At 63.1% G+C, this 18542-nt stretch carries 16 protein-coding genes and 1 tRNA gene; 8 read left to right on the top strand and 9 right to left on the bottom strand.

Annotated features, from left to right (window positions below):
* The first annotated feature begins 83 nt into the window (after positions 1-83).
* The gene (locus tag I7X09_RS08120; protein ID WP_200316350.1) at positions 84-1307 is read left to right on the top strand and encodes an erythromycin esterase family protein; all 1224 of its coding nucleotides are present in this window, start codon (positions 84-86) and stop codon (positions 1305-1307) included.
* A 5-nt stretch (positions 1308-1312) separates the two neighbouring features.
* Here I7X09_RS08120 and I7X09_RS08115 read toward each other — a convergent pair whose 3' ends face one another.
* Positions 1313-2437 carry a serine hydrolase domain-containing protein gene (locus tag I7X09_RS08115; protein WP_200316349.1) on the bottom strand — a complete coding sequence of 375 codons (1125 nt, stop codon included), beginning with the start codon at positions 2435-2437 and terminating at the stop codon, positions 1313-1315.
* A 250-nt stretch (positions 2438-2687) separates the two neighbouring features.
* Here I7X09_RS08115 and I7X09_RS08110 point away from each other — a divergent pair, with 250 nt between their 5' ends.
* The 4 genes from I7X09_RS08110 to I7X09_RS08095 all read left to right on the top strand — a co-directional run bounded on the left by I7X09_RS08110 (position 2688) and on the right by I7X09_RS08095 (position 6576).
* The gene (locus I7X09_RS08110; RefSeq protein WP_200316348.1) at positions 2688-3221 is read left to right on the top strand and encodes an NlpC/P60 family protein; all 534 of its coding nucleotides are present in this window, start codon (positions 2688-2690) and stop codon (positions 3219-3221) included.
* Between the two features lie 65 nt (positions 3222-3286).
* Complete coding sequence (locus I7X09_RS08105; protein WP_095971204.1) at positions 3287-3973, top strand: response regulator transcription factor; 687 nt, start codon at positions 3287-3289, stop codon at positions 3971-3973.
* On the top strand, positions 3970-4965 hold the full coding sequence (locus I7X09_RS08100; RefSeq protein ID WP_095971203.1) for a HAMP domain-containing sensor histidine kinase: 996 nt from the start codon (positions 3970-3972) through the stop codon (positions 4963-4965). Before I7X09_RS08105 ends, I7X09_RS08100 begins: the two co-directional genes overlap by 4 nt.
* 108 nt (positions 4966-5073) lie before the next feature.
* Positions 5074-6576: a DUF4153 domain-containing protein gene (locus I7X09_RS08095; protein ID WP_325100610.1), complete on the top strand. Its 1503-nt coding sequence runs from the start codon at positions 5074-5076 to the stop codon at positions 6574-6576.
* A gap of 73 nt (positions 6577-6649) precedes the next feature.
* Here the strand turns inward: I7X09_RS08095 and I7X09_RS08090 are convergent, their stop codons facing one another.
* Positions 6650-8986 carry an arylsulfatase gene (locus I7X09_RS08090; protein WP_124567508.1) on the bottom strand — a complete coding sequence of 779 codons (2337 nt, stop codon included), beginning with the start codon at positions 8984-8986 and terminating at the stop codon, positions 6650-6652.
* A gap of 205 nt (positions 8987-9191) precedes the next feature.
* On the opposite strand from I7X09_RS08090, the gene I7X09_RS08085 reads away from it, so the two are divergent.
* Both I7X09_RS08085 and I7X09_RS08080 read left to right on the top strand, forming a co-directional pair.
* Positions 9192-9860: a TetR family transcriptional regulator gene (locus tag I7X09_RS08085; protein WP_200316347.1), complete on the top strand. Its 669-nt coding sequence runs from the start codon at positions 9192-9194 to the stop codon at positions 9858-9860.
* A gap of 32 nt (positions 9861-9892) precedes the next feature.
* Entirely contained in the window at positions 9893-10810 is a 918-nt protein-coding gene (locus I7X09_RS08080; RefSeq protein ID WP_124567506.1) for a TauD/TfdA dioxygenase family protein, read from the top strand.
* A 1-nt stretch (position 10811) separates the two neighbouring features.
* Here the strand turns inward: I7X09_RS08080 and I7X09_RS08075 are convergent, their stop codons facing one another.
* Complete coding sequence (locus tag I7X09_RS08075) at positions 10812-11774, bottom strand: formylglycine-generating enzyme family protein (protein WP_124567505.1); 963 nt, start codon at positions 11772-11774, stop codon at positions 10812-10814.
* A gap of 50 nt (positions 11775-11824) precedes the next feature.
* A tRNA-Arg gene (locus I7X09_RS08070) sits at positions 11825-11900 on the bottom strand.
* Between the two features lie 245 nt (positions 11901-12145).
* Here I7X09_RS08070 and I7X09_RS08065 point away from each other — a divergent pair.
* The gene (locus I7X09_RS08065) at positions 12146-13525 is read left to right on the top strand and encodes an LLM class flavin-dependent oxidoreductase (protein WP_200316346.1); all 1380 of its coding nucleotides are present in this window, start codon (positions 12146-12148) and stop codon (positions 13523-13525) included.
* A gap of 9 nt (positions 13526-13534) precedes the next feature.
* Here I7X09_RS08065 and I7X09_RS08060 read toward each other — a convergent pair whose 3' ends face one another.
* The 5 genes from I7X09_RS08060 to I7X09_RS08040 form a co-directional block, all read right to left on the bottom strand.
* Positions 13535-14533 (bottom strand): winged helix-turn-helix transcriptional regulator, encoded by a 999-nt coding sequence (locus I7X09_RS08060; RefSeq protein WP_124567503.1) that lies wholly within the window; start codon positions 14531-14533, stop codon positions 13535-13537.
* Positions 14534-14614: 81 nt separating this feature from the next.
* Positions 14615-15481, bottom strand: a complete 867-nt coding sequence (locus tag I7X09_RS08055) for an acyl-CoA thioesterase (protein ID WP_200316345.1) — start codon at positions 15479-15481, stop codon at positions 14615-14617.
* The gene (locus I7X09_RS08050; RefSeq protein WP_095971138.1) at positions 15478-16302 is read right to left on the bottom strand and encodes a DUF1295 domain-containing protein; all 825 of its coding nucleotides are present in this window, start codon (positions 16300-16302) and stop codon (positions 15478-15480) included. Before I7X09_RS08050 ends, I7X09_RS08055 begins: the two co-directional genes overlap by 4 nt.
* Positions 16299-17222: an SDR family NAD(P)-dependent oxidoreductase gene (locus tag I7X09_RS08045; RefSeq protein WP_200316343.1), complete on the bottom strand. Its 924-nt coding sequence runs from the start codon at positions 17220-17222 to the stop codon at positions 16299-16301. Before I7X09_RS08045 ends, I7X09_RS08050 begins: the two co-directional genes overlap by 4 nt.
* Complete coding sequence (locus I7X09_RS08040; RefSeq protein ID WP_200316341.1) at positions 17219-18430, bottom strand: acetyl-CoA C-acyltransferase; 1212 nt, start codon at positions 18428-18430, stop codon at positions 17219-17221. Before I7X09_RS08040 ends, I7X09_RS08045 begins: the two co-directional genes overlap by 4 nt.
* Between the last annotated feature and the right edge of the window lie 112 nt (positions 18431-18542).

Genomic DNA, 18542 nt, shown 5'->3' with positions numbered 1-18542 from the left:
CACGGTATACCCCAGGTAATTATCGTCAAAGTTTCACCCGAACCTTCAACGATACTGTCGAAGGCAGTCCACCTTCGAAAGGGATGATCATGTCCACTGCCCCAGCGCTGAGTGAGTTCGGCCGCCAACTCGAAGACGCGGCAAGTCTTGGTCGTGCCGTCGACGAACTGCTCGCAACGCGAACCACGGGGCCGGCTCTACTCGCCCTCGGAGAGCCGACCCACGGAATCAAGGCATTTCCGTTGCTGCGCAACGAACTTCTCGGCCAACTCGTCGAACGAGGATATCGGTCGATCGTGCTCGAAACAGATGCCTTAGCGGCGTTGCTCGTCGACGACTACGTGAACGGGGGAGAGGTGGACATCGAGAAGGTGCTCGCCACCGGCTTCAGTCACGGATTCGGGGCGGTACCGGGTAACCGCGAACTCGTCGAATGGCTACGCGATTACAACGACGGTCGCGCTCCGGCCGACCGAGTTCGCTTCTACGGCTTCGACGCTCCGGTGGAGTATTCCGGCGCGCCGAGCCCACGTGGCGCGCTGTCTGCGGCAGGTGACTTCCTGCCCGCTGCGATGCGGCCGCACTCTTTCAACGACATCGACCTTCTGCTCGGGCAGGACACCGACTGGAGCAACCCGGCGGCGATGTTCGATCCGGCTGCGTCTATCGGCAACTCCGATCATGCTCGCGCCCTGCGCATCATTGCGGACGACCTCGGCAGCGTCCTGCGGCGCGCCGCACCGGTGCTGCGGTCCGCCGACCCGACCGGGTACGACCTGGCCCTCGCACACGCACGCACCGCTGTAGGTCTTCTGCGATACCACGCCGCGATGGCGAGTTCCGCTCCTGATCGCATCGGCACTCTGCTCAGCCTGCGTGCCGAGATGATGGCCGAGAACCTGCTGGCCGTCGTCGCCCAGGAGCAGCGACGCGGGCCGGGCCTGCTGTTCGCACACAATGCCCATCTCTTGCGAGTGCAGTCCGACATGCCGGTCAACGGCGACGTGGTCAGTTGGGGAAGCGCCGGTTCACTCGTCGGACTTGCCCTCGGAGAGCGTTACGTAGTCGTGGCAACCGACGCCAACCCAGACAGTGATCCGGGCACTCTGCAGGGTGCGTTGGCCGAAGTGACCACTCGGCGTGCCCTGTTCTCGACTCCGGCCCTGCGAGCGGCGCTCGGCACGTCGGTCACTGCGGGCGAACCAATCCTGCCAGGGCACCTGCCGCTGAAACCTTCGGAGTTGAACGGAGCGGACGCGGTCATCTTCGTCGCGGATACTGATGGAAAACGTCGTCAGTACTGGTAAGAGCGTCAGGGGCAGAGCGCGTGCGCGAGCATCGCGACGGTGTCCGGTTGGTCCTTCGGCGTCGACGTCAGTGTCACGGTGAACGCACGATCGGGCGTCGCCCCGGACAGCGTGTAGTACCCGTAGATCCCGCCGCTGTGGCCGATATAGGTGACGCCGCAGGGAAGTTCGGTGGCGCCGACGCCCAATCCGTACCCGGATCCCTCGGCTTCGGTGGCGGCGACCTGAGGGGTGGTCATCTCGGCAAGCTGCTCGGCCGGCACCACCTGCCCGTCGAGTAGTGCTCGCCAGAAGACGTTCAGGTCTGTGCCCGTCGAGACCATCGCTCCGGCAGACCACGGGATCGACGGTTCGGTGCGGGAAACATCGGTCAGACCACCGTCGAGATCTTGATAGCCCGTCAGGTGGTCGCCCCTGATGTCGCGCTCGCCGGCCGGCGGGAGGTACGTGTCTTCCAGGTCCAGCGGATCGAGTATTCGAGACTGGAGTTCATCGGCGTAGCTGCGGCCTGTCACGGATTCGACGAGCATTCCGAGAACGATGTAGTTGGTGTTGGTGTAGACGAACGACGTTCCGGGGACGAATTGCGCCGGTTTACCGAGGGCGATGGCGACCGCGGCGGACGGCGTCAGCGTACGGTCCTCGTTTGCGGCAATCCATTCGTCGGCGCCGGGTTCTCCGGCGAATTCGGGAAGGCCGCTGCGATGTTGTAGCAGTTGTCGCACGGTGATTGCGCTGCCGTCGATGCCGCTGCCGTCGATGCCCCTGCCGTCTATTCCACTGCCGTGCAGTAGGCCCGGGAGGTACTGCTCGATCGGTGCGTCGAGGTCGATCTTGGTTTCGGCGACCAACTGCAGAACGAGCGAAGCGGTGAATGTCTTTGTCACACTACCGATCCGGACGCGGTCGTTCTTGCCGATCGAATCGCCGTTGGTCCGGTTGGGCACGCCGCTCGTCATCACAGCCGTCGTGGTGCCGTCGTCGAGTGTTGCGATCGACCCGACGACACCCGACCTGGTGAGTCCGTCGAGATCCGATTGAATCTCCACTGCGCGCTGGAGCGTCGAGCAACCGATCAGCGCCGTGGTGGCTCCGATGATGACCGCGGCGACGAGCAGGTATGAGCGCATGAGTCGAATTTATGGACTTCGTCGCAGGATCGGATCCAGGAAATCCCCCATCATTCCCTGATCTTCTGCCAGGCCGGGACGTAAGGCCTGTTTGTTGAAAACCGACAAATCGGATCAATCATTCCTGTCCGAACACCACGTCCACGCCGTTAACATCCGAACGAAGTGTTTGTTTTCACGTGTCTTACCAGTTCACAGCTATCGAGGTGCGCTGCCGCGCGCCGAAACGACTCCCACGAAGGACGGATGCATGAAGAAGTCGACACTCCGCACGGGAACGGTCGCGGCTCTGCTGACCGGAAGTGTCCTGTTGCTCTCCGCTGCCCCTGCCTCGGCCGATCCGGGAAGCCTCGGCAGTAGCGGCAGTAGTGGGAGCTCCGGCAGCCTGGGAAGCGCGGGCAGCATCAGCAGTGGATCAGCTGCCCTGCCCATCCCGAGTCCGGCAGGCCTGATCGCGCTGGCAGCAGCGAGCACTCAGACCGGAAAGCCCTACCAGTGGGGCGGCGTCGGTCCGAACTCGTGGGACTGCTCCGGGCTGGTGCAGTGGGCATTTCGGCAGGCCGGAGTGAATCTGCCACGGACCAGTCAGCAGCAGGCCAACGTCGGACAGCCGGTTCCGCGGTGGGCCCTGGCGCCCGGCGACGTCATCACCTTCTACCCCGGTGCGACCCATGTCGGCATCTACGCTGGGTTCGGAATGGTGTTCAACGCCTATGGAGTTGGTGTTCCGACCGGACTGACGCCGCTGGCGGATCTGCCGATCAACAACATCCGCAGGTTCTAGAACCTGCACAGAACCTTCACAAGTCCTCCCAGGTTCATCCACGACGGCCGAATACAGTCAGTTCCATGAGTCAGCGAAGAGTGCTCGTGGTCGACGACGAGGTCAGTATCTGCGAGTCCATCGCGGCGAGGCTGCGTGCCGAGGGCTACGACGTCGAGCTGGCGTTCGACGGTCCCAGCGCGGTGACCCGCTGCGAGGAGATGGACGCCGACCTGGTGGTGCTCGACGTGATGATGCCGGGATTCGACGGACTCGAGGTCTGCCGCCGCATTCAGTCCGTGCGCCCGGTGCCGGTGCTGATGCTGACCGCCCGTGCCGACGAAACCGACATGCTGATCGGTCTCGGTGTCGGGGCCGACGATTATCTGAGCAAGCCGTTCAGCATGCGTGTCCTCGTCGCACGAGTTCAGGCATTGCTTCGGCGCGCTGATCGTGCGGAGCACGCTGCTCGCCCGGTGACCGACCTCCTCGAGTTCGGCGATGTCGTGATCGACCTGACCGAGCGTCGAGTACGCCGTGATGCCCAAGAAGTCCACCTGACCCGCACCGAGTTCGATCTCATCGCCTACCTGGCGGAGCGGCCGCGAGCTGCGATCCCGCGGGAGTCGCTGCTCGAGGAGATCTGGGGCTGGGGAGAGGGAGCGGGTAGTCGGACCGTCGACAGCCACGTCAAGGCGCTACGACGCAAGCTCGGACCTTCCGTGATCCGGACCGTTCACGGCGTCGGGTACGCCTGGGACGTGCCGCGATGAGCGTCGTCGACCGGCTTTTCGCACGATGGCCACGGCCGCTGGATCCGATGCGGTCTTTCAAAGTGAAGGTCGGCCTCCTGGTTGTCGCAGCGCTGTTGTTCGCCGCGGGTGGTTTCTGGTTGACCTCGCAACAACCGTTTCGTTTCGCCCTTCTGACGGCGTTGGTTGTCGCACTCGGAGTTACGCAGGTGCTCGCACACGGAATGACGTCACCGCTTCGCGAGATGACGGCCGCAGCGAAGGCGATGGCGCGCGGTGACTACTCGCGGCGAGTGCGAGCGACTTCCCGCGACGAGGTAGGCGAGCTCGCCCATGCGTTCAATCGGATGGCCGAGGACCTCGGTGCAGACGACCGGTACCGCCGCGAACTGATCGGCAACGTCTCCCACGAATTACGGACGCCCATCACCGCTTTGCAAGCGATGCTCGAAAACGTCGTCGACGGTGTCGAAGAACCGGATCCGGCGATGATGAAATCGGCGCTGCGGCAGACGGAACGACTGGGCGCGCTGGTGGCCGATCTTCTCGACCTCTCGAAACTCGAGGGTGGCGCGATGCCGTTGAAGCGGCGCCGATTCGAGGTCGAGCCGTTCCTACGCGAGCTGTCGAGTGTGAGCGCGGGCGACATCGAGATCGACGTGAAGCCTCCGCAATTGTCCGTCGTAGCCGATCCGGATCGCCTCCATCAGGTGGTGACCAACCTGGTGGGCAACGCAGTTCAGCACGGGAACGTCGACACGAAAGTTGTCATCCGAGTGCGTACCGGCAGTGCAGGGGAGTTGGTGCTCGACGTCCACGACGACGGCCCCGGCATCGAACCACAAGCCCGCGAGCGAGTGTTCGACCGCTTCATACGAGGCGGATCGACAGACGGTGGCACCGGGCTCGGCCTCGCGATCGCGAAGTGGGCCGTCGAATTGCATGACGGCAGGATCGCCGTCGTCGACGCCCCTTCGGGCTGCTGCATTCGAGTAGTGCTGCCGCAGAACTGAATCAAAGTCTCTGACGAGATCGAGAGATCTCGCGATGGCGCATGCCTACATCAGGCATTCGTCTGTACTTCCGACCCTGAAATCTGAACAAGAAACATAGGAGATCACATGAGCGCTCCGATAGTCATTCCACCGAAAGCGCCGATGCCGGCCGTGAAACCCAAGCGTCCCAGCCGATTCTGGCGTCCCGATCGCACGTCGATGGCCACCCGCTCGATGCTCGTCGGCGCGGTCGCAGTAGGGGTGCTTGCGGCTCTGATCCTTGATCCAGGGTTCGTGAGTGTCGCGTACGTGATCGTCGGTGTCGGCGTGGTGATCGTGTTCGGGATTCTGACGCCGCCGCGGATGACCGTGACGCAGTGGGTCGCCGCCATCGGGATGCTCGCACTACTGGGCGTTGCCGCCGTTCGCGGTGCAGAGTGGTTGGTGTTTCTCTGCGTCGTAGCCGCGTGGGTTCTGTTCACGTGGACTCTGATCGGCGGGCGGACGTGGACCGGAATACTTCTCGGAACGGTCGCTCCCTGGCGGGCGCCCCATCGGACGGTCAACTTCGTTCGTCGTCGCAAACTTTCGACCCGCTCTGCTCCGCGGGTGTCGGCCGTGCGAGTTGTCGTCGTCAGCGCAGTATCGGTTGTTCTCCTGCTGATCTTCGGATCTTTGTTCGTGAGCGCGGATCCGGAGTTCGCGAAGATCTTCGGCGGCTTCACTCCTGCCATCTCGGTGTCGAACCCGGGGGCACGGATCTTCGCCGGTGTCGTGATGGCGTTCGGCACGCTGGTTGCGGTGTATCTGCGTCGGAGAACGCCGACGGTGGACGCATTTGCGCCTGCACCGGCGACGCCGTTGCCGATGTGGGAGTGGGCGGTCCCGCTTGGAGTGCTCAACGTGCTGTTTCTCGGTTTTGTTGCAGTGCAGACGAAAACGCTGTTCGGGGGAGACGAGCACGTACAGGTGACCGACGGACTGACCTATGCGGACTACGCGCGTGAGGGTTTCTGGCAGCTCATGGCGGTCACCGTGCTGACGCTGCTCGTCATCGCGGTCGCAGTGCGGTTCATCGACCGCCGCGACGCCGGATCGAGGCGTCTTGCCCGCGGACTGTTGGGTGCACTGTGTCTCTTCAGCCTGGTGATCGTGGCGTCCGCAGTACACCGGATGTGGTTGTACGAGAATCAGTACGGTTTCACGGTGCTCCGGGTCAGCGTCTTCGCCACAGAGTTACTTCTGGGATTCGTGTTCGTATTGTTGCTCGTCGCGGGTATCCGGATGTCCGGGAAGTGGCTGCCCACAGCCGTTCTCGCCACTTCAGCCGTCGCGCTGCTGGCCTTCGCGGTGTTCAACCCCGACGCGTACATCGCGCAAAAGAACGTGGAGCGGTTCGAGGGCGGCAAGAGCATCGACGTTTCCTACTTACACGGGCTCTCCGTCGACGCGGTGCCTGCCTTGGATCGTCTACCGGAACCGCAGCGTTCATGTGCCTTGAGTAGATATCGATTCGGAGTGCCGGGTACCACTGTGCCCTGGGAGTTCAATGCTGCGCGTGAGAAGGCCCGCGACATCCTGGACGCTCGCCCGGTCGGGCCGTGCCTGCAGATGTACACGGTCGGATAGACGCAGGGCGATTGTGCAGCCGCGCGCCGGATATGGCGCGCGGCTGCACAATCGGCGAGCGTCACTTGGTCGATCAGTGCACGGCGAGTGAGATCTTCTCCCTCTCCTGCGCCGACACCACGTCGCGCGTGGAGCGCAAGTCGATGGTCACGCTGTTGAGTTTGCCGCCGTAACGGAAGGTGCCGTGCTCGGCGAACTCCTCCGCCACCGGACTGCCCCGATTGATGCCGACGTCGAGCTGTTCGTTCATGCTGAAGATCGCCCGTGTGGTCTTCTCGACCCGGCGCTCGGCGACCACCTCGCCGTCGACGCTCAGGGTGGCGGTTCCGCCCTTGCCGATTCCGCCGCCGTCGTACTCGAAGTGGACGGAGACTTCACGCGTATCGGGTGTCAGCGGGTTGCGCCCACGCACGAAGGTCCGGCCGCCGCCGCTGAAGTTGTAGCAGTAGACCGGAACGGAATCGAGTATGTACAAAGCGAATCCGCCGAACCGGCCGCCGAGGCTGACCAGCATGCCGTCGGCGACGCTACCCAGACTCGCGGTGAGTGTGTACGAGCGGTTGAAGAACGTCGGCGCAGCCTTCTCGACCAGTCCGTTCATGTGTGGATACAGAGTGAGGGTTGTGCGGCCCATCATCGGATGCGGTGGTCGTGATTCCGCGGTGGCGTGGCGGCCGACCGTTCTGTCGTCCAGTGGCAGTACCTGATACTTGGCGGCCTCGACGAGGAATTTTTCCTTGAGCCGGGCCAGGATCTCGGGATGCTCGTCCGCGAGATCGCGGGCCTGCGACCAGTCGACCGAGGTGTCGTACAACTCCCAACGATCTTCGCTCATCGGTGTGAGCTCGAGGCCGTGAGTGGCCATCAGCCAGGGTGCGCGGTGCGCCGTGACTGCCGTCCAGCCGTGATCGTAGATTCCGCGGTTGCCGAAAATTTCGAAATACTGTGTGGTGTGGCGCTCTTCGGCTTCGGGCTCGGCGAAGGTGTAGTTCATCGCCACGCCCTCCATCGGTTTCTGGGTGACGCCGTCGACGCTGGTCGGCGCCGGAATACCGGCAGCTTCCAGGATTGTCGGCGTGATGTCGACGCAATGATGCCACTGTTCTCTGATGCCTGGCTTGTCGATCCCCTTGGGCCAGTGGGCGATCAGGCCGTTACGGGTGCCGCCGTAATGAGACGCGACCTGCTTGGCCCACTGGTACGGGGTGTCGAGAGCCAGAGCCCACGACGCCGGATAGTGCGGGTAGCTGGTTTCGGTTCCCAATTCGTCGTAGCGCGCCAGCACGTCGGATGTCGCACTCTTGTAACCGTTGAGGCCGGCGAGATAGTTGAACGAGCCCTCCATACCGCCCTCGGCGGAAGCGCCGTTGTCACCCATCATGTAGAGCACCAGTGTGTTGTCGAGGACGCCCATGTCCTGCAACCGGTCGACGAGCCTGCCTACCTCGTCGTCGGTGTGCTCGAGAAATGCCGCGTACAACTCCATCAAACGGGCCGAGACCTTCTTCTGGTCGTCGTCGAGTTCGTCCCAGTGTGGGAGTCCCGGAGCCCACGGGGCCAGCTCGGTATCTGGAGCGACGACGCCCAGTTCCTTCTGCTTTTCGAGGGTGATCTCGCGTTGACGATCCCACCCGTGATCGAATTCGCCGACGTACTTGTCCAGGTAGCGGTCCGGAACCTGTAGTGGGGCATGGCAGGCGCCGAAGGGGAGGTAGCAGAACCACGGCTTGTCCGGGTCCATCGTGTTGACACCCTCGACCCATTCGATCGCGTGGTCGACCAAATCCTCGGAGAGGTGGTAGCCCTCCCGTGGCGTCTTGGGTAAGTCCACCATCGTGAAGTCCTCGTAGAGAACCGGGGTGAACTGGTCGGACTCGGCACCGAGAAAACCGTAGAACTTGTCGAAGCCCTCACGGACCGGCCATCGATCGAACGGCCCGGCGGCGGTGGTCTCCCATGTCGGGGTCTGGTGCATCTTGCCGAAAGCGCCCGTCGCATAACCGTTTCCCTGCAGGACACGGGCAACAGTCGCCGCGGAAGCTGGACGCGTCCCGTTGTATCCCGGTGCAGCATTCGCCATTTCGGAGATGACACCCATGCCGACGCTGTGGTGGTTGCGTCCGGTCAGAGTGGCGGCACGCGTCGGTGAGCACAGAGCCGTGGTGTGGAATCGGCTGTACTTCACACCGGTCTCGGCCAAACGCTCGGCCGTGGGTGTGCGGCACGGGCCACCGAACGCCGAAGGTGCGCCGAATCCGACGTCGTCGATCATGATCAGTAGCACGTTCGGTGCCCCGGCAGGCGGGCGAAGCGGTTCCGGGCGGGTGTACGGGGGATTCTGATCGGGGTAGTACACGGCGGCCGCGACGTTCGGCGTCTCGGGAATGATCGGGATGGAATGGCGATTCACCAGCAGGCTCCTTGGCGTGTGCAAAACCGGGTCGATTAAGCAGTCGTCTTAAATTGGAGCGTAACGGTCACGACTTCGCTAGCAGCCTCGGTCTCGCTGACTGGGACAATCACCCCTGTGAGTGGTTAAGGAGTCCCTGCACTCCCTAACCACTCACAGGGGGTGGGTGTTGCAGAATTAAGGCAGTGACTTATATGGTCGGTGCATGCCCGCCTCGTTGGATGCCAAGAACGCCATGATCGCCGTCGCCGAGCGTATGTTCGCCGAGCACGGTATTCACGAAGTGTCCATGAGGGACGTGGCAACGGCGGCGGGGCAGCGCAACAACTCTGCAGTTCAGTATCACTTCGGTGGGCGAGACGGTCTGGTACTGGCCGTATTCCGGCATCGGATGGATCAGATCAATGCAGCACGACTGACATATCTCGACGACATCGACGCCAGTGGGCGGACCGACTTGGTCCGCGCCTTGGTCGAAGCCTTTCTGTACCCGTTGGCCGATTTCGTGGCGACAGTCGACGGGTCCAACTACGCGCGTTTCATTGCGAGAATTTCACCGTCTGTGGATACACAGAGTGCTGAGTTTCGTGAGGTCAGTGAAGGAATCAACGAGGTAGTCGGCAGGTTGACGAGGGCCTTGCCGCATCTGCCCCGCCGCGTCGCGGTTGAACGGATCGATCTGACGTTCAACATGAGCGTCTCCGCTCTGGCCATCTTCGAGCAGCGCCGCGAAGACGAAAACCCGGTTGTGCAGCCAGATTTCGATACGACGGTGGATCATCTGGTTGATCTCGCGGTAGGAGCACTGATCGCACCCCAAAGCGCACACAAACGCACACGAGCAAAGCGGGTGCACGCGTCGACTGACGTGTGACCCCTTCAGACCCGACAGGACGGAGTCATCCCATGGCTATCCTTACATCATCACGCACAGTTCAAATCGGCAATCACACAATCGAATTCGGACCACGTGGCATGCGCCGCAATCCGGAAGGCGTTGAATCGATGCCGTACGAGCGGTTCACTCTGACGCCCGTCACACCGTTCATCGGTGCGGAGATCACCGACATCGACTTGCGTGATCCGTCGGAGGAGCAGATCGAGGATCTACGTCGGGCCCTCCTCGAATGGAAGGTCGTGTTCTTTCGGGACCAGCCGATTTCGAGCTTGAATCATCGTGACTTCGCGGCCCATTGGGGTGAACTCGAGGTTCATCCACTTCTCCCGCAAGGAGACGTTCCGGCCGTCGTCAGATTCGAACGCGGAGAAGACAGTCCAGGAACCGAAAACATCTGGCACGTCGACGTCACGTGGACCAAGACACCGCCCCTCGGTTCGGTCCTTCGGGCGATCGACGTACCGCCCGCCGGTGGTGACACCCTCTGGGCCGATATGGGTAACGCCTTCGACTGCCTCCCCGACGAGATCAAGGACTTGATCGACGGCAAGGACGCCATCCACGATTTTGTGCCGTCCTTCGGACGCGGCATGAGCCCGGAGAAGTTGGAACAGATGAAGGAGCAGTACCCGCCGGTCCTGCATCCGATGGTTCGTAAGCATCCGGAAACCGGGCGAAAGACGCTGTTCGTCAACAGCCTCTTCACCACCCACATTCCGGACATGGATCCTGCCGAAGGCAACGATCTGCTCAACCTGTTGTTCGCACAGGTCAAGGTCCCGGACTTCCAGTGCCGCTTCAAGTGGGCGCCGAATTCCATTGCCTTCTGGGACAACCGGGCCACCCAGCACTACGCGGCGAGTGATTACTTCCCCCATCGCCGCGTGATGGAGCGCGTGGCGATCCTCGGAGACGTGCCCTTCTGATCTACGTCTGCGGAATGCGGATGATGCACCGGAAGCCGACGTGGCAGGTCGAGGACTCCTCGGATTCGGCCTGCCGTGCGGCAGGGCGGTAGCGCAAGCAGTAGTTCGGTGCGCACAGATGTGAGCCGCCCTTGATCACCCGTCGTGCGTAGGGTTCGCCCGCCAAGGCCTCCGTGGCGAACTCCGCTCGGGGATTACGAGGAATGCAGCACGACGAGGTCGGCGCGACGTTCTTGGAACTGTGGGCGTGGTCGGACGTGTAGTGATCGGCTGTCCACTCCCACACGTTCCCGGCCATGTCGAGCAGTCCGTAGCCGTTGGGCCGGAACTTTCCGACCGGCGCTGTGCGCTCGTACCCGTCCTCGAGCAGGTTCTCCCAGGGGAACTGTCCCTGCCACACATTGCCGCCAGGCCGCCCGCCCGGAGAGTCGTGATCGCCCCACACATAGGCCTGGCGATCGAGTCCACCGCGGGCGGCGAACTCCCACTCGGCCTCGGTCGGGAGTTCCTTGCCGGCCCACGCGGCGTAGGCCTGAGCGTCGAAATACGACACGTGGGTGACCGGGTGCCGTTCACGTCCCCCGATGTTGCTGTCGGCTCCCTCGGGATGGCGCCAGTCGGCGCCGGGAGTGAACGACCACCACTGGGTGTAGTCGTCGAGTGAGACCGGACCGGGTGGTGAAGTGAAGACCAACGAGCCCGGAACGAGGAGGGCAGGATCGGCGTCGGGATAGTCGGCGGCATCCGGGGCGATTTCCGCAGTGGTGACGTGGCCGGTTGCCTTCACGAAGCGTCGGAACTCGGCGACCGTCACCGCCGTCGTGTCCATCCAGAATCCGTCGACGGTGACCTGATGAACTGGGCGTTCTTCCGGATAGAAGTCTTCGGAGCCCATCCAGTACGTCCCACCCGGGATCAAAGACATGTTCTTCGGGGGAGTTGCCGTGGAGTGAGGCGTCGTCATGAATTCAAGAATGGCACGTCGGTCGCGCCGATGTGGGGGAGAGTCCCACCTGGTGCCCTCGGCAGGATTCGAACCTGCGACCCTTCCTTTAGGAGAGGAATGCTCTATCCCCTGAGCTACGAGGGCGGGGAGCGTTACCGACAAGCGCTGAAAACCCTGTGCTGCCGGGGGTTTTCGCTTCTCGGTGCTGCTGTTGCATCCGCTCTGCCTGTCGGCACGAAGCCTCAGGCGTCACAGCTGCGCTAGTCAGTGTAGCGGCCCGCCGACGAGGTCGCGAAGTCGACGGTGTTATCGCGTGCAAGCTGCCGGCCGAACCGATCGCACTGATCGCAATGGTGGTCACCGCGGAGCACGCGCGGCATGGTGCGGGAATGACCCGCAGAATCCGCTTCAACGCCTTTGCCATGAACTGCGTCGCCCACCAATCGCCTGGTCTGTGGCGCCACCCGGAAGACCAGTCGTCCAGGTACACGGATCTGAGGTACTGGACGGAATTGGCGAAGCTCCTCGAGCGTGGACGATTCGACGGGTTGTTTCTGGCCGATGTGTTGGGAACATACGACGTGTACGGCGGTAATCACGACGCAGCGCTGCGGCAGGGCGCGCAGGTTCCGGTCTCGGACCCGCTGCTACTGGCATCGGCTATGGCTGCCGTGACCGAGCACTTGGGCTTCGGTATCACCGCAGGTACAGCCTTCGAGCATCCGTACCCGTTCGCTCGGCGCTTGAGCACCCTCGATCATCTGACGAACGGGCGAATCGGGTGGAACGTGGTCACCGGATACCTCCCGTCGGCCGCACGGAACATGGGCGAGGACGACCAACTCCAGCACGACGATCGCTACGACCACGCGGACGAGTACCTCGAAGTTCTCTACAAGTTGTGGGAAACGTCGTGGGAAGACGACGCGGTGGTGCGTGACAGAAGCACCGGGGTCTACACGGACCCCGCCAAAGTTCATCCGATCGAGCACGAAGGCAAGCACTTCACGGTTCCGGGCATCCACATCTCCGAACCTTCTCCGCAGCGGACGCCGGTCATCTTCCAGGCGGGCGCGTCGCCTCGCGGAGTTCGGTTCGCCGCCGAGAATGCCGAGGCGATCTTTGTCGGTGCACCGACAAAAGCGATTCTCAAAGACACCGTTGCGCGCATCCGGAACGAGCTGACCAAGGTCGGACGAGATCCGTACTCGGCCCGCATCTACACACTGTTGACGATCATCACCGACCGAACCCCCGAGTTGGCGCAGGCGAAGCTCGAGGACTACCGCAGTTACGCCAGTAGTGAAGGCGCGTTCGTTTTCACCTCGGGGTGGATGGGAATCGACCTCTCCGGATACCGAGCGGACGAGCCGATCGGGAACGTCGAGAGCAACGCCATTCAATCCGCGGTCGCATCGTTTCGTCAGGCCGACGAGAAGGGTGGCGAGTGGACGGTGGGAGACATCGCGGAGTGGGCGGGCATCGGAGGGCTGGGCCCGATCGTCGTCGGTTCCGGCGCGGAGGTCGCCGACGAGTTGCAGGAATGGGTCGCCGAGACCGACGTCGACGGGTTCAATCTGGCGTACGCGGTGACTCCGGGAACCTTCGAAGACATTGTGGAGCATGTGATTCCGGAGCTGACCAGACGGGGCGCTTACCAGAGCGACTACGAAGCAGGGACGCTGCGCAACAAATTGTTCGGGCGAGGGGACCGGCTGCCGCTCGAACACCGAGGTCGGAGCTTCGACCGGATCCGCACGACCGGCTGAGCGGGGACCTCAGGACCAGCCGGACCCGGGTACGTGAACCGAGGTGGTGAGGTCGATCGCCTCAATGTCCGAAGACCTCAATTCTTCACCACACACACTGCAACCCAAGCGTGCTTCGAATCGCTTACCGCAGGTCTTGTGATGGAGAACGATGTCGGGGCCGTCCGCGGATCTGAACCAACGCTGACCCCAGGAGATCATGCACATCACGACGGGGAAGTACGCCGTGCCCTTGGGGGTGAGTCGATACTCCGACCACTGTGGGCGATCCGGAAGCGGACGCGTTTCCATCACACCGATCTCGGTGAGGTGCTTCAAGCGATCCGCGACTATCGCCGGTGGTGCCCCGGTGATCTCGGCGAACTCTCCGTAGCGGCGAGCGCCTCGGAAAGCTGCACCGACGATCGCGGCTGACCAGCGATTGCCGACGAGTTCCATCGTGTGAGCCAGAATTTCCGGACGGCGTTCGGACTTGGTGGAGCGTCGTCGCGATGTTGCTTCGGGGACACTGCGTGAGAAGTCGCCACTCGGGCCCATTTCGGAGTCCAGGGACCGTACGTCCACGTCCTCGCCGCACTCCTTGCAGCGCAGGATCGGGGTGAAGTCGTGTCCGCAGGTGCTGTGCCGCAGTGGTGGAAGCGGCTGGGTTTCGTTGGGCGCCCACTGCTTCTCCCACGACCACATGGTGATGAGGACGGGCCAGATCGACTGCCCTTTGCGGGTGACCGAGTATTCGTGCCTGGGCGGGTTCTGCTGATACTCACGACGCTCGAGCATCCCGCCGGCCGTCAGGACCGCCAACCGTGAGGACAATACGGAGTTGGAGATTCCCCCGAGAGCCAGCCAGTCGTTGTATCGTCGCGACCCCAACAGGGCGAATCGCAGAATCCAGAGGTTCCACTCGTCGCCCAACAGTCCGAGCGTGACGGCCAGTGCGTTGGGACCACCGGCAGGCAACTCGGTGACGCCCGCCGACGCGGTGGGTGTCGAAGATCCGGCTGCATTCACTCGTACCACCCCGAAATCATAGGCCGCGCATCCTGGGGCACCGGGAGACCGTACCGAGTGGTCTGCAGAAAGAGTCGGGAATCACTCGACACGGGCAATGAGTAACGCTTCCTGAGTGATCTGGCAGATCTGGAGTCCGGATCGATCGAAGACCGCGGCATTCACGACTGCTCTGCCGGCGTGAGCTGTGGGTGTCGAGTGCTCGAAGAGCAGCCACTCGTCCGCTCGTACCGGACGCTGAAACCACATCGTGTGATCGAGGGACACACCCGTCCAGTCCGTGTCGAGCGAGTGCTCCTGCCCGATGTCGTAGCCGTGCGGAGTCAGCGCGGTTGCCATCAGCATCAGATCGCTGGCATAGGCGAGAGCAGCGACGTGAATGAGCGGATCGTCGCTCAGGGGCTGCGCCGACCGCATCCAGATGTTGCGCGGAGGCGCCGCCGAATGCGTCGTAGGGGACTGCAGATCGAGTGGAGACACACGAATCTCGATGGCGGAGAACTCTTCCCACACGTCGCCTAGTCCGCCGTCAGCCTCGGCCAACTCTTGCAGGGTCACGCACTCTTCGGGTGGGAGCGCTGCGGGGGTTGCCCGACTGTGAGTGATGCCCTCGTCGATCGAGGAGGCCGAGACCGTCGAGCGGCAGACGAGTCGTCCGTCCTGGTGGACGTCGACGCCTCTGGTGGACAGGCGTTTTCCGTCGCGAAGTCGATCTACCGAGAACTCTGTCGCGTGATTCGGCGAACCCGGGCGAAGGAAGTGCGTGTGGACGGAACTGATCGATTTTCCGTCGGTGACCGTGTGCCCGGCCGCGAGAATCGACTGGGCGACCAGTTGGCCGCCGAACAACTGAGGTAGCCGAACACCGTCATTCGACCCTTGCCACCGGTCCGGGCCGGTCGATTCCAGGTCGAAGACGTCGGCGAGACCACTCGTGGGGGCGCTCATGACGCGTGGTTTCGTGCCGGGCGTGGCGGGCGGGGAAAGAATCCGCTGGTCCGGGCCACGTAGTCGTCGTAGGCCTGCCCCTTGCTCTTACGCATGCCGCGTTCGAGCAGGGCTTTACCGCTGTAGCTCACCAGCAGTTTGATCATGACGATCGGCGAGACGATCGTGATCAGTGCCAATGGATCACCTAATGCGAGGATGAAGAGTCCGACCCAGACGCATGCGTCACCGAAGTAGTTGGGATGGCGGGTCCAGGCCCAGAGCCCACGATCCATTACCCTGCCGGCATTGGCCGGGTCAGTCTTGAAGCGGGAAAGTTGGTAGTCGCCAACCGATTCGAAGACGAAGCCGATTGTCCAGACTGCGATGCCGATGGCGCCCAGGATTCCGAGAGTCCGAAACTCGTACATCGCGAACTGAACGGGCAGCGAGACCACGAGAATGAGGACGCCCTGGAGTCCGTAGATCTTACGGATAAGGAACGGAACCAGCGGGCCCTGTTGGTGTTTGAGCAGGGCAGTGTAGCGCTTGTCCTGCCCGTGCCCACGGTTACGGAAACCGATGTAGAGGCCCAGTCGCATTCCCCACACCACGGTCAGCGCCAGGACCACGAGGCGACGCAGATCGTTGCCGTCCGATCCGATGGACGTCACGTACGAGACGACGGCGACGACGGCGAATCCAGGCCCCCAACAGATGTCGATGATCGAGTGATTGTTCATCCGGATGGCGACGGCCATCACGACTGCGATGAAGACGAGCACGGCGAGTGCGCTCACACCGAAGTTCAGTGCAAGATGGCCCAGTGGGATGTCGGTCATGCGCGCGCTTTCTGATTGTGGTGGTCGAGCAGTTCGGAAGCAAAGTCCGCGAAGGCTTCCTGAGCGCTCGGGTAGGTGTGAGAAGTGCCGAGCCGGCTGGTCACGAGTAGTGCGTCGAGTGCTTTGGCATCGAGTTCTGTGGTGGTGGGCAGGAAGGTGGTCGAGCCTTCGACGGCGTCGGCCGAACGCACCCCGTTGCCTGCCGTGACGATCACCTGCCCGTTGGTCGTGGACTCGGGATCGACGAGGGCAGCGACCACCGGAGCTACCAGGTCGGCACCCATGATGTCGATGAATCGCGGGTCCATTCCGGACTCGGTCATCTGCGTAGTGGCGTAGGGCAAGACGACATTGGTGAAGACGTTGTGGCTCGCACCTTCGGCCGCTGCGGTGCGCCCCAGGGCGATCACGGCTCCCTTGCTGGCGGCATAGGCGGATACGGTCGGTTCGCCGTGCAGTCCTGCGGTCGAGGCAATCATCACGATGCGCCCGAATCCGGCTTCGCGCATCACTCGGGAGGCTTCGGCGGCAACCAGTGCGGTCCCGACGACGTTTGTCGTGATGACGGTACTGAGGTTTTCGGCGGTGGTGCGATGGAGCATCTGTGGACCGCTGACCGCGGCGCTGGTGATGCAGAAGTCGAGTCGTCCGAAGCGAGTGAGAGCCTCGTCCACCAACTTTCGTCCGACCTCGGGGTCGGTAACGTCGTCGTGGTTGGCGACGGCGTGGCCACCGGCTTCGAGGATCTCGTCGGCAACCTGATCTGCAGGGCCACGGCCGCGCGCGTCGAGTGTGCGATTTCGATTGTTGACGATCACCGTGACCCCTCGGCTCGCGAGATGCACTGCGACGGCGCGGCCGAGGCCCTTACCCCCTCCGGTGACGACGGCAACGCGGCCCGAAAGCGTACTGGCGGTCATGAGGCGATTCGTTCGACGAGAACCGCGACTCCGACACCGGCGGCGCCGCTGACCGCGGCCACACCGTAGCGTCCGTCGCTCCGTACCAGTTCGTCGACGCAGGCACCGACGAGAATTGCTCCGGTAGCGCCGAATGCATGGCCCATCGCCATCGTGCCTCCGTTGGGGTTCATCCGGTCCGGCCCGGCGTCGAGATCGCGACGGAACCGTAGGCAGAGCGCGGAGAACGCCTCGGCGAACTCGAACACGTCGATGTCCTGCGGACGAAGCCCGGCCCGTGCGATGACTGCCTCGACGGCGCTCTGGCCCGCCGTGAGCATGAGAACCGGATTCACCGAAGTCGATGCGGATCCGATGATCCGTGCGCGAGGGGTCAAGCCGGCTCTAGCCGCGGCCTTTTCGGATCCGAGGAGAAGGAGTGCTGCGCCGTCGGCCATGGCGGGAGAGGATCCGACGGTGTGCAGGTGTTCGATCTTGCCGACCTCAGGGTAGGCGGCGAGCGCGAGTGCATCCTGACCGGCGGAGCCGAGCACTTCGAAGGCGGCAGGCAGTGCTGCGAGCCCCTCTGCTGTCGTGTCTGCCCTGACCAGTTCGTCGTGCGCAATTCCAGGTTCACCGTGTCTTCCGGGAACAGGTACAACGGACCGCTCGAATGCGCCGTTGCGCCAGGCCTCGGCAGCCTTGTGCTGGGTTTCGACGCCGTAGGCGTCCAGCTCGTCGCGGGAGTACCCCTCGATCGTGGCATTCAAATCGGCGGCAACACCCATATGGATGGAGCCGATCTGCGCAATGGTTGCCGGGTCGGTCCACAGAGGTCCTCGATCGCTGAACATCGGAGTGCGGGAGACGCTTTCGACGCCACCGGCCACGACGAGGGACACGTCGTCGCTGCGAATGCGGGCTGCGCTCTGGCCGACCGCGTCGACGCCGGATGCGCAGAAACGATTGAGAGTCGCGCCGGGAACGGAATCACCCCAACCGGCCAGGAGGGCTGCAGTTCTCGCGATGTTCGCTCCCTGCTCGTCCACCTGCGATGCGCAGCCGAGAACGACGTCGTCGATCTGCTCTGCGGCGAGGTTCGTTCGACCTTGCAGTGCCTTGGCCAGATGGACGACAAGATCCACTGGGCTGTGTTCGTGGAGGGCGCCTCGCGTCGATGCTCGGCCGCGCGGCGTGCGCACGTAGTCGAGGACAAAAGCATCAGTCATTTTCAACCCTTCAATTAGTAGAGTTACTCTGCTAGTTGTAGTACGGTTGCGATGAAATTACAACCGCCGATGCACGGGTATCTCGGTGACGTCACCGAGGCCGGATCGGCAA

Origin of the sequence: Rhodococcus sp. P-2, from assembly GCF_016598535.1 — a bacterium.
GTDB lineage: Bacteria > Actinomycetota > Actinomycetes > Mycobacteriales > Mycobacteriaceae > Rhodococcus_F > Rhodococcus_F baikonurensis.
The sequence above is the reverse complement of the archived record's forward strand: the minus strand, read 5'-3'. Positions and strand labels throughout refer to the sequence as shown.

Coding starts and splice junctions, on each gene's coding strand:
- I7X09_RS08120 (WP_200316350.1), top strand. CDS start 84: ATGATCATGTCCACTGCCCCAGCGCTGAGTGAGTTCGGCCGCCAACTC.
- I7X09_RS08115 (WP_200316349.1), bottom strand. CDS start 2,437: ATGCGCTCATACCTGCTCGTCGCCGCGGTCATCATCGGAGCCACCACG.
- I7X09_RS08110 (WP_200316348.1), top strand. CDS start 2,688: ATGAAGAAGTCGACACTCCGCACGGGAACGGTCGCGGCTCTGCTGACC.
- I7X09_RS08105 (WP_095971204.1), top strand. CDS start 3,287: ATGAGTCAGCGAAGAGTGCTCGTGGTCGACGACGAGGTCAGTATCTGC.
- I7X09_RS08100 (WP_095971203.1), top strand. CDS start 3,970: ATGAGCGTCGTCGACCGGCTTTTCGCACGATGGCCACGGCCGCTGGAT.
- I7X09_RS08095 (WP_325100610.1), top strand. CDS start 5,074: ATGAGCGCTCCGATAGTCATTCCACCGAAAGCGCCGATGCCGGCCGTG.
- I7X09_RS08085 (WP_200316347.1), top strand. CDS start 9,192: ATGCCCGCCTCGTTGGATGCCAAGAACGCCATGATCGCCGTCGCCGAG.
- I7X09_RS08080 (WP_124567506.1), top strand. CDS start 9,893: ATGGCTATCCTTACATCATCACGCACAGTTCAAATCGGCAATCACACA.
- I7X09_RS08075 (WP_124567505.1), bottom strand. CDS start 11,774: ATGACGACGCCTCACTCCACGGCAACTCCCCCGAAGAACATGTCTTTG.
- I7X09_RS08065 (WP_200316346.1), top strand. CDS start 12,146: ATGACCCGCAGAATCCGCTTCAACGCCTTTGCCATGAACTGCGTCGCC.
- I7X09_RS08055 (WP_200316345.1), bottom strand. CDS start 15,481: ATGAGCGCCCCCACGAGTGGTCTCGCCGACGTCTTCGACCTGGAATCG.
- I7X09_RS08050 (WP_095971138.1), bottom strand. CDS start 16,302: ATGACCGACATCCCACTGGGCCATCTTGCACTGAACTTCGGTGTGAGC.
- I7X09_RS08045 (WP_200316343.1), bottom strand. CDS start 17,222: ATGACCGCCAGTACGCTTTCGGGCCGCGTTGCCGTCGTCACCGGAGGG.
- I7X09_RS08040 (WP_200316341.1), bottom strand. CDS start 18,430: ATGACTGATGCTTTTGTCCTCGACTACGTGCGCACGCCGCGCGGCCGA.